At 52.4% G+C, this 15,756-nt stretch carries 13 protein-coding genes and 1 riboswitch; of the genes, 7 read left to right on the forward strand and 6 right to left on the reverse strand.

The window, feature by feature from the left end:
- The first annotated feature begins 125 nt into the window (after positions 1-125).
- Positions 126-1,189, forward strand: a protein-coding gene (locus P6574_RS17755; protein ID WP_310621255.1) for an IS630 family transposase whose coding sequence is annotated in 2 segments (ribosomal slippage) — positions 126-609 and positions 609-1,189 — 1,065 coding nt in all. Because the reading frame shifts where the segments join, the coding sequence is not laid out codon by codon here.
- Between the two features lie 474 nt (positions 1,190-1,663).
- Here P6574_RS17755 and P6574_RS17760 read toward each other — a convergent pair.
- Positions 1,664-2,622 (reverse strand): IS630 family transposase gene (locus P6574_RS17760; RefSeq protein WP_310619020.1). Its coding sequence is split into 2 segments (ribosomal slippage): positions 1,664-2,278 and positions 2,281-2,622, totalling 957 coding nucleotides; the frame shifts between segments, so codons are not numbered across the junction.
- 274 nt (positions 2,623-2,896) lie between these two features.
- Here P6574_RS17760 and P6574_RS17765 point away from each other — a divergent pair.
- The 3 genes from P6574_RS17765 (at position 2,897) to P6574_RS17775 (ending at position 5,325) form a co-directional block, all read left to right on the forward strand.
- A complete protein-coding gene (locus tag P6574_RS17765; protein ID WP_310621577.1) occupies positions 2,897-3,832 on the forward strand; it encodes an IS110 family RNA-guided transposase in 936 nt (311 codons plus the stop codon).
- A 707-nt stretch (positions 3,833-4,539) separates the two neighbouring features.
- Positions 4,540-4,833: a hypothetical protein gene (locus tag P6574_RS17770; protein ID WP_310621578.1), complete on the forward strand. Its 294-nt coding sequence runs from the start codon at positions 4,540-4,542 to the stop codon at positions 4,831-4,833.
- 198 nt (positions 4,834-5,031) lie between these two features.
- Positions 5,032-5,325, forward strand: a complete 294-nt coding sequence (locus tag P6574_RS17775) for a hypothetical protein (protein ID WP_310621579.1) — start codon at positions 5,032-5,034, stop codon at positions 5,323-5,325.
- A gap of 146 nt (positions 5,326-5,471) precedes the next feature.
- Here P6574_RS17775 and P6574_RS17780 read toward each other — a convergent pair whose 3' ends face one another.
- The 5 genes from P6574_RS17780 to P6574_RS17800 form a co-directional block, all read right to left on the reverse strand.
- A complete protein-coding gene (locus tag P6574_RS17780; RefSeq protein WP_310621580.1) occupies positions 5,472-6,872 on the reverse strand; it encodes a TRAP transporter large permease in 1,401 nt (466 codons plus the stop codon).
- A gap of 2 nt (positions 6,873-6,874) precedes the next feature.
- Positions 6,875-7,516 carry a TRAP transporter small permease gene (locus P6574_RS17785; protein ID WP_310621581.1) on the reverse strand — a complete coding sequence of 214 codons (642 nt, stop codon included), beginning with the start codon at positions 7,514-7,516 and terminating at the stop codon, positions 6,875-6,877.
- 96 nt (positions 7,517-7,612) lie between these two features.
- Positions 7,613-8,614: a DctP family TRAP transporter solute-binding subunit gene (locus P6574_RS17790; RefSeq protein ID WP_310621582.1), complete on the reverse strand. Its 1,002-nt coding sequence runs from the start codon at positions 8,612-8,614 to the stop codon at positions 7,613-7,615.
- 179 nt (positions 8,615-8,793) lie between these two features.
- The gene (locus P6574_RS17795; RefSeq protein ID WP_310621583.1) at positions 8,794-10,140 is read right to left on the reverse strand and encodes a sigma-54-dependent transcriptional regulator; all 1,347 of its coding nucleotides are present in this window, start codon (positions 10,138-10,140) and stop codon (positions 8,794-8,796) included.
- A gap of 4 nt (positions 10,141-10,144) precedes the next feature.
- Positions 10,145-11,965 carry a sensor histidine kinase gene (locus P6574_RS17800; protein WP_310621584.1) on the reverse strand — a complete coding sequence of 607 codons (1,821 nt, stop codon included), beginning with the start codon at positions 11,963-11,965 and terminating at the stop codon, positions 10,145-10,147.
- Positions 11,966-12,288: 323 nt separating this feature from the next.
- Positions 12,289-12,399: riboswitch (TPP riboswitch) on the forward strand.
- A 32-nt stretch (positions 12,400-12,431) separates the two neighbouring features.
- Between P6574_RS17800 and thiB the strand changes: the two genes are divergently transcribed.
- From thiB to P6574_RS17815, 3 genes are read left to right on the forward strand one after another with little or no spacing between them, the layout of a single operon-like run.
- Positions 12,432-13,412: a thiamine ABC transporter substrate binding subunit gene (gene thiB, locus P6574_RS17805; protein WP_310621585.1), complete on the forward strand. Its 981-nt coding sequence runs from the start codon at positions 12,432-12,434 to the stop codon at positions 13,410-13,412.
- Entirely contained in the window at positions 13,388-14,935 is a 1,548-nt protein-coding gene (locus tag P6574_RS17810; protein WP_310621586.1) for a thiamine/thiamine pyrophosphate ABC transporter permease ThiP, read from the forward strand. The genes thiB and P6574_RS17810 overlap by 25 nt, the downstream gene beginning before the upstream one ends.
- Positions 14,922-15,614, forward strand: a complete 693-nt coding sequence (locus P6574_RS17815) for a thiamine ABC transporter ATP-binding protein (RefSeq protein ID WP_310621587.1) — start codon at positions 14,922-14,924, stop codon at positions 15,612-15,614. Before P6574_RS17810 ends, P6574_RS17815 begins: the two co-directional genes overlap by 14 nt.
- Positions 15,615-15,756 lie beyond the last annotated feature (142 nt).

Consider the following 15,756-nt stretch of genomic DNA (forward strand, 5'->3'; position numbering starts at 1 on the left):
TGGCAAGGCGTGCAGGCCAAAACCTGCGCAGTGACTAATAATACCAACGGCACCTGTTTTTGACTCGGGATGAGGATTCCCAAATCACTTGAATTGTGATTCAACATTGGGAAAGGAGATTCCCAATGTCAGCGATCCCATTGCGCCGAGACTATGATGCTTCTTCGTTACGAACTCTTGCTTGTCAAAGTAAGGATGTCAGGCAGAGCCGCCGCCTTCTTGCTCTTGCTGCTGTTTATGATGGGTTGTCGCGCTTGGAGGCGGCACGCATGGGCGGCATGGACCGCCAAACACTGCGAGACTGGGTGCATCGGTTTAACGCAGAAGGGCCGCACGGCCTGTACAATCGTAAGAGCCCGGGCCGTGTCCGGTGGTTAAATAAAGAGCAAATGGCTGAATTTGCAGATCTGGTTGAGGCTGGGCCTGATTTACAACAACACGGCGTAATTCGCTGGCGTCGGCGGGATCTGCAAGGTGTGATCGAGCAGAAGTTTGGGGTCAGCTATAGCGAAAGGGCTATTTCAAGCCTCCTCAGAGTTCTGGGATTTTCTCGGGTCAGCGTTCGGTCACAGCACCCGGCACAGGACGAGCAAGTTATGGAGACATATAAAAAAACTTCCATGCCCGGCTTAAAGAAATAAAAGCGCGCTTGCCCTCACAAACATCCATGGAAATCTGGTGGCAGGACGAAGCCCGCATTGGTCAAAAAAATGGGCTCACCAGAAGGTGGGCAAAAAAAGGAACGAGACCACGGGCTCCCAGCGACGGGCGCTATCAATCAACTTATGTATTCGGGGCCATCTGCCCCGCCCACGGCAAAGGGGCAGCACTTGTTTTGCCCAAAGCCAATACCAATTCCATGCAGCTTCACCTTAAAGAAATCAGCCGAACCGTCGCCAAAGGGGCGCACGCAGTGGTCCTGATGGATCAAGCGGGTTGGCATACAACGGCAAAACTGAAGTTGCCTGATAATATAACCATCTTGCTGCTCCCACCCCGTTCTCCGGAGCTCAACCCGGTTGAAAATGTTTGGCAGTACTTACGGCAAAACTGGCTCTCTAACCGAACCTTTCAAGACTACCAGGAAATTGTCGATGCCGCATGTTCCGCTTGGAATAAGCTTATTCAACAACCCCACACAATCACATCAATCGGTAGACGAAATTGGGCGCATACAGGTCAATTATAAGTGCCGTTGGTATAAAATGTTTCTTCGGCTTTGGCATTCCACCTTGCCCGGGATTATTTTATGCAAAATACTGGGGTAACCAACAGCAGTCGAAAAATACGGTTTCCCGCAGCTGCTCGCGACTCTGGAGGGGCTCCTTGTATCCGCCGGACCTTTACAGCAAAGCCCGAACAATATCTCACCGGGCCCTTTGAAGATGCGTTACCTCCCCAAAGAACCCCATCCCGACCCATAACTTCACGACGGACGGTCCGCCGCTGCTCGTTTTTATGGGCACGAAAACAAGCATAGGGGCATTTACCCGAAGGGGGATAAGTTTTGTGAGGGACGCCCCTCTAGAAATTAGAGCACTTCGCGTTCATTCGCATTCACGCTGTGCACTCTAACTTATTTATTTTGAGCGAATTCTTGTCGTTTGATTGAACTCAATCAAACGGAACGCGCTTGTCTTATGCTTTTTATATTCTTGAGCCTTTATACTGAAACATATCCAGCTGCCTTGAAGTAATTCCAACACTCTTGGGGTGTGAACAGATCGCATATGTCACCCAGAGCCTTTATCAAGGTCTCAAAGGTTCTGGCTTTCATTCTGCGTAGGTGTGCTTTGAGCTTGGAAAACGCCATTTCGATAGGATTGAGATCAGGAGAATAGGGCGGCAGAAAAAGGAACCAACACCCGCTTTGTCTGAGGGCCCTTGCGGCTTCTGGAACTTTGTGTGTGGACAGGTTATCCAGAATGACCACCGTTTTAGGGTGCAAGCATGGAGCCAGTTGTGTCGTGATATAAGTGGTGAATGCCTTGCCATTCATGGCCCCGTCCAGAACCCAGGGCGCAATGAGTCCCTCGTGGGTCAAACCGGCGATAAAGGTCTGGTTCTGCCAGCGTCCAAACGGCGCTGTGTCAAGGGCTCGTTCCCCTTTAAAGGCTCGGCCTCGCAGCCGGGTTAAATTCGTTTTAACACTGGTTTCATCGAGAAACACCAGTCTCTCAGGCAGATCACGCATTATAGGCTGACGGGTGTGGCGCCATTCATCTCTGGCATTTTGTACATGGAGTTTGCCACGCTCGGTTGCCACCAACGATTTTTTTTATAGGTGTAGCCAAGACGGCGCAAAGCCTTGGAGACGGAAGTATGGTGAACCCTCACTCCCTCAGCCATGAAAAGTGCATCACATAACTCCATCAACGTGATATCTCCGTCTTGATTGACCAGCTCGCGCAAGAAGGAGAGGTAGGGCTCCAATTTTCCGCCTCCCTTTGGGCGCCCTGTCCTGACCGGGATTAAACTCTGCCCCTCCCGAACTTTACGGGCCAAGCGAGATCCTGATGCTGGAGAGATCAGCAGGCGGCGTGCTGCTTCACGCCCGCTCATCCCGGATAAAATGAGCCTTTTAAAGCGAAGGCGTAAATCAAGTGAAAGTGGCCGACCCATGTGATCTCCTCCCTAAAAGGAGTGAATCACAAATCAACCTGATTGGGAATCCCCAATCGATTCAGCGTTGCGCCTCATTGCTTTAGTGTCTTCTGCGAATATAGGCCAATGGCCACCGTATTGAGTCGGGAGGGCAGTGGCGGTGGTCGGATCGGGACGCGCTAGGTCACAAGGGACCGTTTTAGAGTATGATCGGCCACCGTCTTCGCAACAGGCCTGAACGGATACGCAGCAGCCCAAAGCTCTGCACGACAAGCATAGGATACTTGCGAAGATGTCTGAGGTTACCATTGGTGTCGATATTTCGAAAGACCATCTTGATGTGTACTGCCTGCCGGATGAGCAGAGCAAGCAGTTTACCAATACAGCTGCAGGGTACAGACAGTTAAAAAGCTGGCTGAAAGGCCTGCCTGTCGCTCGAATTATTTTTGAACCCACAGGTTCTTATCACGGCGCTTTTGAGTTGGCATTGTCGGGTTCCTATCCTCTGAGCAAAGTTAACCCATGGCAAGCACGCCGGTTTGCACAGGCCAAAGGCAAGAGGGCGAAGACGGACCGGATTGATGCGCGCCTGCTGGCCCAAATGGGGCAGGATTTCCAGTTGGAACCAGACAAGCCAGTCGATGCAAGCCTATGTCATCTCAAAGAGATACGCGTTGCACGTCAAGCTCTTGTAAAAGAAGCCACGCAACTGGAGAACCGGTTGAAAACACAACGGGTGAACCTGGTTCGCAAACAGACACAGCAACGCCTGAAACTCGTGCGAAAGCAATTGGAGGCCCTTAACGCCGAAACTCAAAAGCAAATTGAGCAGAGCCCTCAAAGGGCGCGGGCAGCAAAGATTTTACACTCTATTCCCGGGCTGGGACAGGTCGCCGTCGCGGCGCTGGTGATTGAAATGCCAGAGCTTGGACAATTATCCCGTAAACAGGCCGCTGCTCTGGCGGGGCTGCCCCCCATGACCCGCCAGTCAGGACGCTGGCGGGGCGCTGCTTTTATTCAAGCAGGGCGCAAGCCGGTACGCGATGCACTCTACATGCCTGCCGTTGTTGCCAGCCGTTATAATCCAGACCTGAAAGCCAAATACAACCAGATGCGAGCGGCTGGTAAGCCTCCCAAAATCGCCATAATAGCTCTCATGCGTAAGCTAATCGAACTGGCAAACGCTCTCATAAAAGCGGACCGGCAATGGCAACCAAAAACGGCTTGACCAAGACGGATACTCTAAAACCTTCTGGCGAAAAACGCTCAAAGTTGATTTACAGCAGCAGGTACAAGGTGAAAAAGAGTTCAAATTGGCTGCATCAAGGGTTGATCAAAAATTTTTTTGTTTGTCAAATTCTCATAGAATGCAGGGACGGCCCTCTACTCCCTTAAGTTTTGGGGAATTTCACAGTCTGCCTCAAATCTCAACATTTACGTTGACCATTCGCATTTATTCAAGATTCACAAAGAACATTATTGAGGTATATTTAATTTATGCATTTTACATGCATAATATGCATCTGAAAATATTCAAGGTTTTTGCGTGTCTCATTTATGCGCCGCCCTGTGTAACAAATAACTCTTCATAGTTTCATTTGTCCACCTACATACAACCCCAACGGAACGAGGCACAAACTTATTCGAGATGAATAGCTTTGAGACGCCTTTGCAGAAAGAGATAAACACATGACCAATAACGGATAAGAAAAAGACCATCTGGCTAACTTCCTCCAAGCCAAACTCAAAGATACTGGTGAGGGCCTTGCAGCATGGCCGAAGAAAAACTCTAGGCTTCTGGCTCTCACACTCTGGCGGGGTTCCCCCGGCCCCGCCACTCTCAAAACAACAAATACGAAAACTGTGCTCCGGCGTTAAGTCGGGCAATACCCCTTTTTGACCAAAATTTAGAAACGAAACCTGAAAGATATTAAAATGAAAAAACTCGCACTCTCCCTAGCCCTTCTTGGTTCCATTGCTGCCACCGGCGCTGCCAGTGCAGCTGTCAGCGCGCTGCCAAACACCAATACGCTCACAACAACTGAAGCGCGGCAACTGGTTCAAAACAGCGGCAGCATTGTGCTGGCAACTGGTGAGGGTCACTTCGACCGCTATGTGGCCAATGCATCCGAATGTCAGTCCAATGAAGCCACCCAGCGCGCACTGGTGACCACCAAAGACGCAAGCGGAGCTTTCATCGGCTTCACTTGCGTCATCAACGACAAGTAAGCACATCAGACCGACGTTCTTCAAGAATAGCCGCTTCCCGTAATTTCAAGAGAAAGCCGGCTACCCAACAGGAAAGGCGGGACAAGTTTTCATTGCCCCTCCACTCATAACCCTAAAAGTAATCCTAGAGCTTCCATTGCAAATGAGCGACCTCCCAAGCCTGCAATGGAAAGCTACGAAAATGAAATGAGATAAGACATGAAAAAATTCGCTATCGCCCTCGCCCTGCTTGGTTCCGTTGCAGCCACTTCCGGAGCAAGTGCCGCTATCAGCTCCCTGCCAGACACAACGACTTTAACCAAGACAGAAGTTCAGCAACTGGTGCAAACCAACGGCAGCATCGTGCTGGCAACTGGTGGCGGTAACTATGACCGCTACGTGGCGCACGCATCTGAATGTCAGGCCAACGAGAACACACAGGCCGCATATGTCACGACCAAAGACGCAAGTGGTGCCTTCATCGGTTTCACCTGCACTATTCGTGATAAATAAGTGATCATCTCCCCAAAGATCACATAATCCCCCTGCAACTTCAGAGAGGAAGGGCAACATGGCCCTTACCTCTCTGCTTTTTTAAAAAGCCTGTCTCCGGCCTCTTACTACTGAATAAAAAGGCCAACAGAAGCTTGGCGTGCTACCTATTCAAGAACAGTTTCCGCTCCCATGAACATGGTGGGCAGGAAGGTTGAGATCGACGGTACATAAGTGACCAGCACAAGAAAGACCAGCAGCACAACCACAAACGGGGAGGCTGCTCGAACCACCTGAACCAAGCTCATTCCCGTTATCCCCGAGGTCACAAACAGGTTCAGCCCGATCGGAGGCGTGATCATGCCGATCTCCATATTCACCACCATCAAAATGCCAAGGTGAATTGGATCAACCCCAAGCTCTATACCAATTGGGAACACCACCGGAGCCACAATCAGCAGCAGTCCGGAAGGCTCCATAAACTGCCCACCAATGAGCAGGATAATGTTTACTGCCAGAAGGAACGTGAACCAGTTAAAGCCCGCATCAAGCATCCAGTCCGTTATCACCTGCGGGATCCGCTCTGCCGTCAACGTGTGCGCAAACAAAAGCGCGTTCACGATGATAAACATCAACATGACCGTTGTTTTTGCAGAATCCGTGAACACCTTTCTCGTGTCGCGGTGAAAGAACGCTGGAAGGAAACGGGAACTTAAAAGCCAGATATTGCGCAGGGTTGCAACCGAAAGGCTCTCCCCTTGCTGGCGCCATGCCTGCCCTGCCAGTGGCCCCATGTCTCTGTATATGAACAGGGCGACAAAGGCTGCATAAACGGCGGCAACGGCTGCAGCTTCTGTTGGTGTGAACACCCCACCCCAGATGCCGCCCATGATGACGACAATCAAGAACATGCCGAACGCGGCGGAGGAAAAGGTGTCCCACAACTCCCGCAGGGAAGGGAATGGCTGGCGAGGCAGGTCTTTTTTCCATGCAACAAAGTAAATTGCACCCATTAACATGAGGCCTGCAATAATACCTGGAATAACACCTGCAAGGAACATGCGCCCAACGGACACATTTGTAGCGGCGGCATACACAACCATCACAATGGACGGTGGGATGAGAATGCCAAGGGTTCCTGCATTTGCAATAATACCGGAGGCAAACTCCTTGCTATACCCTGCTTGGCGCATGGCCCCGATCGCAATCGTTCCAATGGCAACAACCGTTGCAGGCGAGGAACCGGACAATGCCGCGAAAATCATGCATGCAAGAACCGCAGCCATGGCAAGGCCGCCGCGGAAGGAACCGACAGTGGCGACCGCGAAATTCACAATCCGTCTGGCAACCCCGCCGGTGGACATGAAGGTTGAGGCAAGAATGAAAAACGGAATGGCGAGCAGTGTAAAGTTCTGGGATGCATTGAACATTTGCACCGCAACCGAGCTCATGGTGTCATGGGAAAACAGCGCAATGTAAAGAATTGAGGAAAGGCCAAGGGCAATGGCGATGGGCGCGCCAATGAGCAACAGCCCAAACAAGAGGATAAAAAGTACAGCGGTTTCCATTGTTAATCCCGGTCCTTCAATACATCACGGTTTTCTTCAACCAATTCTTCTGCCTCGTGAGCCGCGATCATTGCCTCACGTTTACCGCTTAAAATCTGCCAGAACGCCTGAATGGACCGCAGGCCAAGCAGAAGGAGCCCCACGGGCATAATCAAATAGGGAATCCAGCGGGGAACCCGTTCCTTCACCCCAAAAAGCTCCTGAAACCAGAGTGGGAACTTGAGATCTTCCATGCCGATCATGGAAAGCTTGTAGAACTTCGCAACATAGTCATATGCGCCGCCTGTCGAGCCTCTGTTTTCAAGCCCCCAAAGGCCACCAAACCACGAAGCATCAAACAGCAGCGCGGCATACAAAATTGTTAGTGTTGCCCCAAGCAGTGCAAAACCTCTGAAAACCGGTTTTGGAAACAACCGGATAAACGCATCCACCCCAAGGTGAGAGCTGACTTTGATGCCATAGCTCATTCCAAAGAGTATGAGCCATGCAAACAGCACGCGCGTGAACTCCAGCGCACCGCCCCATGACGTATTGAAACAATATCGTGCAACAACTTGGGAGAACGTCACCGCCGTCATCAATGCCAAGAGAAAGGCAAGGATGTTCTCCTCCAAACTGTCAATAAATTCGCCGATCCGCCCCACGCAAACCTCCCCTACCGTTTGCAATTACGGTTTTGTTTTTTGTCTTGTCGGTATTTCAAGAAGGCCGCCCGCACCCAGCGCGGGCGGCGAGTGCCCTTACTTGTTTGCGGCAACAGCAGCGTCAATATAGTCCTGCCCGATATCATCGGCGAACTTTGCCCAGACAGGGCTCATCACATCCACCCACTCCTGACGCTGTTCAGGGGTCAAAGTGCGCACAAGCGTACCCGCCTTGATGATGTTCTGCTTGTTTTGCTCGTTAATCTCGGTAGAGCGAGCGTTATATTCATCGGTCACTTCATTGAAGATTTGCAAGAACTGGTCCCGTACGTCCGGATCCAGACTGTCGAGCCATTCTTGAGAGGTCACGGCAAGGTATGTGAGCAGCTGGTGGTTGGTCTCGGTGATACCGTCCTGCACCTCGAAGAACTTCTTGGTGTAGATGTTGGACCAAGTGTTTTCCTGTCCGTCCACAACACCGGTCTGCAACGCACCATAGACCTCTTTAAACGCAAGTTTTTGTGCGTTCGCCTGCATAGCCTCGATCATGGCAACGGCCACGTCGGAAGTTTGCACACGGAACTTCAGCCCTTCCGTATCAGAGGGTGTCAACAGCGGTTTGCCAGCGGAGAAGTGCTTCAGCCCGTTAAAGACATATCCAAGTCCAACAAAGCCAACATCGGACATGGCACCTAAAAGCTCCTGCCCCTTTTCGCCTTTTGTGAAGGTTGTCACTGCATCCATGTCATTGAACAGGAACGGCAGATCGAACAAGCGGTACTTGAGGGTGTAGGCCTCAAACTTGGAAAGGGAAGGTGCTGCGATTTGCACATCACCCAGCAACAGGGCTTCCATTACTTTATTGTCGTCAAACAGCTGGGAAGACGGGAACACCTGCATACAGGCTTTGCCTTCCATTTCCTCGTTGATGCGCTTTTCCAGTGCTGCAGCCATTTCCCCTTTCGGGTGGCCCTTTGCTGAAACAACATGGCTAAACTTGATAACGGTTTCCCCGTCACCGCATTCTTCAGCAGCGAACGCTGGAGCTGAAAGGGTAAAAGCTGCGGCAGCCGTAGCTGCCATAATTAAATTCTTCATTTTTCTTCCTCCCGAAATAGTCTTGAACATGAGCCATCAGCTATGTCGGGAATAAGTTAGCAAACGCCGTGCCAAATGAAGGAACCCTTAGTTTTTAGGGGTAATTGCTTCCGGCAAGTAACGAAAATGTTACCAAACAGCTACAAACCTCCAACAGACGTGTCGAAACCGACACATTCTTATTCCTCTTCCAGCAGGTTTTCTTTGTTCAGGCCAAACTTCTTCATTTTTTCATAAAGGGCCTTGCGCGAGACCTGAAGCGCTTCATAAGTGGGTTTTATGCGCCCCTCCTGCCGTTGCAGCTCGCTCGAGATGAGGCTTTTTTCAAAAGCCGCCACCTGCTCGGCCAGAGGCTGGCCAGATTGGGCTTCCCCCTTCATGGGGCTTGGTTGCCCCTCCAGCCCCAGCACAAAGCGGTCCGCCACATTGCGCAGCTCGCGCACATTGCCCGCCCAAGGCCGCTCCATAAGCTGAGCTAGAAACGTTGGTGTTATGAGAGGAACTTCCTTGCGGTAGCGGGCACGGGCACCTATGGACAGATAATGAAACAGGGAGGGAATATCCTCCAGGCGCTCTCTTAAAGGGGGAATGGCGATGGTGATGACATTGAGGCGGTAGAATAAATCCTTGCGAAAACGTCCGGCATCACTTGCCCGCTCCAGATCCTCCTTGGTGGCTGCCACAAATCGCAGATCAAGAGAAATAGCCTGATTTGACCCAACCCGCTCAATGGAACGCGTTTCAAAAACCCGCAGGAGTTTGACTTGCAGGTCCATAGGCATGGATTCGATCTCGTCCAGAAAAACCGTCCCGCCATTGGCATGTTCCAGCTTTCCGATCCGCCTGCCGCTGGCCCCTGTGAACGCCCCTTTTTCATGACCAAAGAGCTCGGATTCGATAATGTCTGCCGGCATTGCACCACAGTTAATGGCCACAAACGGCTTGTCTTTACGCTCCCCCTCTTCATGAAGAGCACGTGCAACGACTTCCTTTCCCGTTCCCGTTTCCCCAATGATAAGCACATCGGCGGCAGTGGAGGCCAAGGCCTGAATGGTATGCCGCAAATGCTCCATCCTCGGGCTTTTGCCCACGAGACGCTCCTCCAGACCGGAAACGCTGCCCACATCTTCTCTCAGGCGGCGGTTTTCCAAGGTGAGGCGGCGCTTTTCCAACGCGCGTTCCACCACTGCCTTGAGCTTTAACACCGGAAAGGGCTTTTCAATAAAATCATAGACCCCCGCCCGCATGGCCTCCACCGCCAGCGGTACATCTCCGTGGCCGGTGATAAACACAACCGGAAGGGCGCTATCCACCTCGAACACTTTTTTAAGCAGTTCAAACCCGTCCATTTTGGGCATGCGGATATCGCTGACCAGAACACCATAGAACTCGTGGGAGATGTGCTCCAAGGCGGTTTCGGGATCGCTCATGGCAATCACGTGAAACCCTGCAAGCTCCAGCCCTTCAGCCACCGGTTCACGCAGGTCTACATCATCATCCACCAACAGGATTGTTGCTTGCGGCATCTTGTTAACCTTCAACCTTCATGGGCTCATAATTGAGAGCAAGCGTGAAACACGCGCCGCCCTGTTTTGACTTTGAATATTCAAGAGACCCACCAAAATCTCTGATGATCTTATAGGAAATGGACAGGCCAAGCCCCACTCCGTGACCTGCTTCCTTGGTGGTGAAAAACGGATCAAAGATCTGCTGAACAGCTTGCTTAGGAATGCCCGCCCCATTGTCTTCAACTGCTATGAAGACCTGCGTTGTTGCTTGCGTCACTGAAATTTTCAGGCACGGGTTTTGAACGGGGCCCAGTGCATCCAGCGCATTACCAATCAAATTGACGAGAACTTGAGAAAGGCGAATGGCGCCTCCCATCACAACAACCCCCTCACCCGGCGGCGAGTATTGCAAATCAACATTCATTTGCCTGCATCTGGGTCCAACCAGCAGAAAAACCTCATCAAAAACCGGAGCCAACAAGACTGGCTGAACACCATCGCCTGCCTTCCTGCTAAAGCCTTTCAGCGTTTTGCTCAAGGTGGCCATGCGCTCGACCATTGAGACAATGCGATCCAAGGACTTGCCCGCGTTTTTCTGCTTTCCCATTTGCAGGTAGGTTTGCGCATTGTCCGCATGGGAGCGGATTGCACCTAGTGGCTGATTGTATTCATGGGAAAGAGCTGCGGACATTTCGCCAAGCGTGGCGAGCTTTGCCGACTGGATCAAGCCGGCCTGCACCTTTTGCAGCTCTTCTTCCGCATTTTTCCGTTCCCGAACTTCCTGCTCCAGCTTTTTATTGGCACAAAGCAAGGCAGTTGTGCGCTCGTCAACCCGTTGTTCAAGCTCCTGCGCAATGGCTTTTTCCTTGTACATCAGCAAAAGCAACCGCCGCCGCCGCTGCCAAAGCCCCCACACACCAAGGGAACTGCCAAGCACAAAAGCAGCAGTGGCAATGCTTATCCAGATCGCCAGAGTGCGTGCATTTGATACATCAATGAACGTGAGAACTCTCCACCCCAAGGGCGCGACGGTTTGCTCCAGTTTCAAAAGCGGGGCTGCGGGGGCCAGTTCACTGGCTTGAAACAGCTCAAGGCCCAGAAGGGTTCGGCCCCTGACAAGGTTAAGCTGGTCGGGCGGTGCACTTGTGGTTTTTTGCTCTGTTACAGCAAAGCGGCGCCCTCTCAGCTCCGGCCTGTTGCTTGCAACAATATGGCCGCTCTCATCAACGGCAAACACGCCATTCGCACTCAAAGCCCATGTTTGTTCTACCCCTGAAAGGCTCACTCTCACGGCGATTATACCCAGCTGGGCTTCCCTCTCCCTTACAGCGAAGGCAAATACATAGCTGGTTTGCTTATTGCTCCCGCGAACGATGAGCTGGCGGCCCAGCCGTCCTTGAGTGGCAGATTTAAAAGCTTCGGGCGCTGCGAACCTACCTTTATTGGCCAAGGCATCCCTTGAAAGCAAATTCGTGACAGTGAAGTCTGTTTCCGGCGAGAAAAACCAAACCTCATCCGCGCCGGACATTCCGGCAATCAAACGGGCAATACGCCTTGCCGAGCGAACGTCTTTATTCTTGAAAGCTGCCTTCACTTCGCCGCTTCTTGCAAGAATGGGGGCCAGCAAGCGAAACTTATCCAGATGCTGTTCCAGATTTGCCGATTGAACAGACAATGTGGACAGGCCCTTTTCGCCAACATCCTCTAAAAATTTCTGCTCGCACATGACCCATGTAAGCGCCCCTGCTATCAGGCTGGTCAACAGCACCGCCAGCATGACAACCGGAGTTCTCCAGTGGGGTGAACGCGCAGAGTTTATGTTGGCGTGTCTAATGATATGCATGGATTGCTCTACCCACACATATTACTATGCAAGTGCAGCACGATTGATCATGGTGAAAATGGTTTGCCCCTCCAGCACTGATCCGGCTTTCATAAACGAAACTACTAGCCTTATTTGGGGGATGCCCTATCCCCGACAAACCTAATTAAGCCTGAAAACACCAGTTTTCCAAGCTCCTTTTCCCTAAAGTTGTAAGGTAGCCCCCTAGTTATGGCCACCAACTCTTCTTTGAGGGGACAACCCCTTTGATATATACCCAACTGATACTTCCAGAAGTTCCCGCGCATATTCGGTTGCGCTTGGGGTTGCCACCCGTTAAGAAAAGCCCGACCTCGGGGTGCGCGCAGATGCCGCGCTGAGATGCATTTTTTTTTGCAAACCCGTTGAACCTGAACCGGCTAGAACCGGCGGAGGGAAAGGTATTGGTTTCGATCCTCCTTACCCTCTCGCCGCAATTGAGGATGACATGAAACATCTGCTATTTGCTGCGGGACTGTTGAGCACAACACCGGCTTTTGCCGCTGACAATCCACAGTTGACAATTTACACCTACGACAGCTTTGTTTCCGACTGGGGCCCGGGCCCGAAAGTGGAAGAAGCCTTTGAGGCCATTTGTAACTGCGACTTGAACCTTGTTGGTGTTGAAGATGGCGCCGCACTGCTGTCGCGCCTGCGTTTGGAAGGGAAAAACACCAAGGCCGATATGGTGCTGGGGCTGGATACCAACCTTCTGGACAAGGCCAAAAAAACCGGCCTGTTCGCACCGCACTCCGTGAAGGCTGACTACACCTTGCCAATCGAGTGGAGCGACGAGACTTTTGTGCCCTATGACTGGGGCTATTTCGCCTTTGTTCATAAAGACGGTGCGCAAGTGCCGACAAATTTCCGCGATCTGGCTGCAAGCGACACCAAAATCCTGATACAGGATCCTCGCTCTTCCACACCCGGCCTCGGGCTTCTTTTATGGGTGAAAGCGGCCTATGGGGATGAAGCTCCGAAAATCTGGGCAGACCTTGCAGATAACATTGTAACCGTGACCAAAGGCTGGTCCGAAGCATATGGTCTGTTCCTTGAGGGCGAGGCCGATATGGTGCTCAGCTACACCACATCTCCCGCTTACCATCTGATTGCAGAGGAAGATGCCAGTAAAAAAGCTGCCGCCTTTGATGAAGGGCACTTTATGCAAGTTGAAGTGGCTGCGAAACTGGCGGGCACCGACCAGCAGGAATTGGCCGATCAGTTCCTGAACTTCATGGTATCGGATGCTTTCCAGCAGATCATTCCAACAACCAACTGGATGTACCCTGCCGTGACACCGGCAGCAGGTTTGCCAAAAGGTTTTGAAACGCTGCTCATCCCTGAAAAATCTTTGTACCTTGAACCAACCGAGGCTGTTGCTGCACGAGATGAGGCTCTGCCCGAATGGCTGAACGCGCTCAGCCAGTAAACCCGTTTGCGGGTATCGCCGCGGCAGGACTTGTCGCGGCGCTTATTATTGGCACCTTGGCCGCAGTGGCCTTTCACGCCGAGGCGGGGCATGGTATTGGCCCCTCAGACTGGTCGGCCCTGCGGTTCACCCTTACACAAGCTGCGCTTTCAGCGCTTATCAGTGCGCTTCTTGCCATTCCGGTGGCCCGCGCCTTGGCACGCAGGCGCTTTTGGGGCCGCCGTTTCCTGATTGCAATTTTAGGAGCCCCCTTCATCCTACCCGTCATCGTAGCAATCCTCGGGCTGCTACAGGTCTTCGGGCGTTCGGGCTGGATTTCGGATATCTTGGGCCTATTCGGGTTACCGCCCTTGCGTATCTATGGCCTGCATGGCGTTGTTCTTGCTCACGTATTTTTCAATCTACCTTTAGCAACACGCCTGCTGTTGCAAGGCTGGCAGGAAGTTCCCTCAGAACGGTTTCGACTGGCGGCACAGTTGGGATGCGAAGGAACTGCTTTATTTCGCTTGATAGAGCTGCCAATGCTCTCCCGGATTCTACCCGGTATTCTCGCTGTTATTTTCTCCATTTGCCTCACAAGTTTTGCTGTTGCACTGACATTGGGCGGCGGCCCACGGGCCACGACAGTCGAGCTGGCGATTTATCAAGCCTTTACCTATGATTTTGATCTTGGACGCGCAGCGCTTCTTTCAACCGTTCAGATACTACTCACAACAACCGCCGCAGTTGCAGCCTTGAAACTTTCACGTACCGATGGATTTGGAGCGGGGCTTGACCATGCCGTACGCCGCTGGGACGGCGGCTCCGCGCTTATTGACAGCCTCTGGATTGCTCTGGCCGCTCTCTTCCTGTTGCTGCCCCTAACGGCGGTGGCGAGCTCCGGTGCAATGGGGCTTTTTGAATTGCCTGCATCTGTTTTGAAAGCCGCTGTGGTTTCAATTTCGGTTGCTGCAATCAGCACAGTTGTTCTATTGGCCCTAGCCCTGCCCATGGCAGCAACCATTGCCCTTGGGCGGCAAGGGCTGGTGGAGATCAGCGGCATTTTGGGGCTGGCCGCTTCTCCGTTGGTCTTGGGCACCGGACTGTTCATTATTCTGCGCCCCTTGGTCGATCCATCCGCTTTTGCGTTGCCGGTCACGGCGCTGGTAAATGCCGTTCTGGCGTTGCCGTTTGCCCTTAGGATTCTTGTTCCTGCGGCGCGCGATACTGTTAGCCGGTATGGACGCCTGTCCCTTTCGCTTGATATGAGCGGATGGGCCTTTGTAACCCGTGTACTTCTTCCGCGTATGCGCGCGCAAATCGGTTTTGCTGCAGGGCTGGCCGCAGCCCTTTCCATGGGGGATCTGGGTGTGATTACGCTTTTTGCAAATTCCGAGACTGCCACCCTGCCCTTGCAGATTTACCGGCTGATGGGGGCCTATAAAATGCAAAGCGCAGCAGGGGGAGCACTGCTTTTATTGATGTTGTCCATGTCACTCTTCTGGCTCTTGGACCGTGGAGGACGCTGGCATGCTGAAGCTTGAAAACTGCATAATCGTAAACGGCGGCTTTTCTTTGAAAGCGGAGCTGTCCATCAAAGCTGGAAGCAGCGTTGCCATCATCGGCCCCTCTGGCGCTGGAAAGTCTACCCTTCTGGAGGCGATTGCAGGCTTTCGTGATCTTGCTCACGGCGGAATCTTCTGGAACGGGGAGAACCTTGCCAAAGTACATCCGGGCAAACGCCCGGCAGCAATGCTCTTTCAAGATGGTAACCTGTTCCCACATCTGAACACGGAGCAAAACGTAAGCCTTGGTCTGCGCACTAAAGGCCGTTTGTCTCATGATGAGAAAGACACCATCCAGCGCGCGCTGACCCGTGTGGGTCTTTCTGACATGGGAACACGCAAACCCGCGCAGATGTCAGGAGGACAGCAAAGCCGTGTGGCTCTGGCCCGCGTTCTTGTGCAACGGCGCGAATTGCTGTTGCTGGATGAGCCCTTTGCAGCCCTTGGACCGGCACTTAAAGCTGAAATGCTGGATCTGGTGGCAGAGCTTGTGAGGGAGACCGGCACAACGCTTTTAATGGTAAGCCATGACCCGCAAGATGCCCGCCGTATCACCAAGCACTCTGTTCTGGTGGCAGATGGAAGCGCACATGCTCCCCAGCCCACTGAGGAGCTTTTAAACAACCCTCCTCCCGCACTGCGCAGCTATTTGGGATAAATATCACTCCCTGCCCTGAAGATGCTTCAACAAAGCGCTTCAGGGTATTTGCCCGTAAAGCCTAACCTGCCTCTTCCTACGTTACCCTCCTCTCTTAGTTGTCACAAAGCCTGCCTCCAGCGATGGCTTTTGCCTTCATCTT

Origin of the sequence: Pseudovibrio sp. M1P-2-3 (genome assembly GCF_031501865.1) — a bacterium.
Lineage (GTDB): Bacteria > Pseudomonadota > Alphaproteobacteria > Rhizobiales > Stappiaceae > Pseudovibrio > Pseudovibrio corallicola.

Bases quoted from the DNA above. Each gene is read 5' to 3' on its own strand.
- P6574_RS17765 (WP_310621577.1), top strand. From the start codon at position 2,897: ATGTCTGAGGTTACCATTGGTGTCGATATTTCGAAAGACCATCTTGAT.
- P6574_RS17770 (WP_310621578.1), top strand. From the start codon at position 4,540: ATGAAAAAACTCGCACTCTCCCTAGCCCTTCTTGGTTCCATTGCTGCC.
- P6574_RS17775 (WP_310621579.1), top strand. From the start codon at position 5,032: ATGAAAAAATTCGCTATCGCCCTCGCCCTGCTTGGTTCCGTTGCAGCC.
- P6574_RS17780 (WP_310621580.1), bottom strand. From the start codon at position 6,872: ATGGAAACCGCTGTACTTTTTATCCTCTTGTTTGGGCTGTTGCTCATT.
- P6574_RS17790 (WP_310621582.1), bottom strand. From the start codon at position 8,614: ATGAAGAATTTAATTATGGCAGCTACGGCTGCCGCAGCTTTTACCCTT.
- P6574_RS17795 (WP_310621583.1), bottom strand. From the start codon at position 10,140: ATGCCGCAAGCAACAATCCTGTTGGTGGATGATGATGTAGACCTGCGT.
- P6574_RS17800 (WP_310621584.1), bottom strand. From the start codon at position 11,965: ATGCATATCATTAGACACGCCAACATAAACTCTGCGCGTTCACCCCAC.
- thiB (WP_310621585.1), top strand. From the start codon at position 12,432: ATGAAACATCTGCTATTTGCTGCGGGACTGTTGAGCACAACACCGGCT.
- P6574_RS17810 (WP_310621586.1), top strand. From the start codon at position 13,388: ATGGCTGAACGCGCTCAGCCAGTAAACCCGTTTGCGGGTATCGCCGCG.
- P6574_RS17815 (WP_310621587.1), top strand. From the start codon at position 14,922: ATGCTGAAGCTTGAAAACTGCATAATCGTAAACGGCGGCTTTTCTTTG.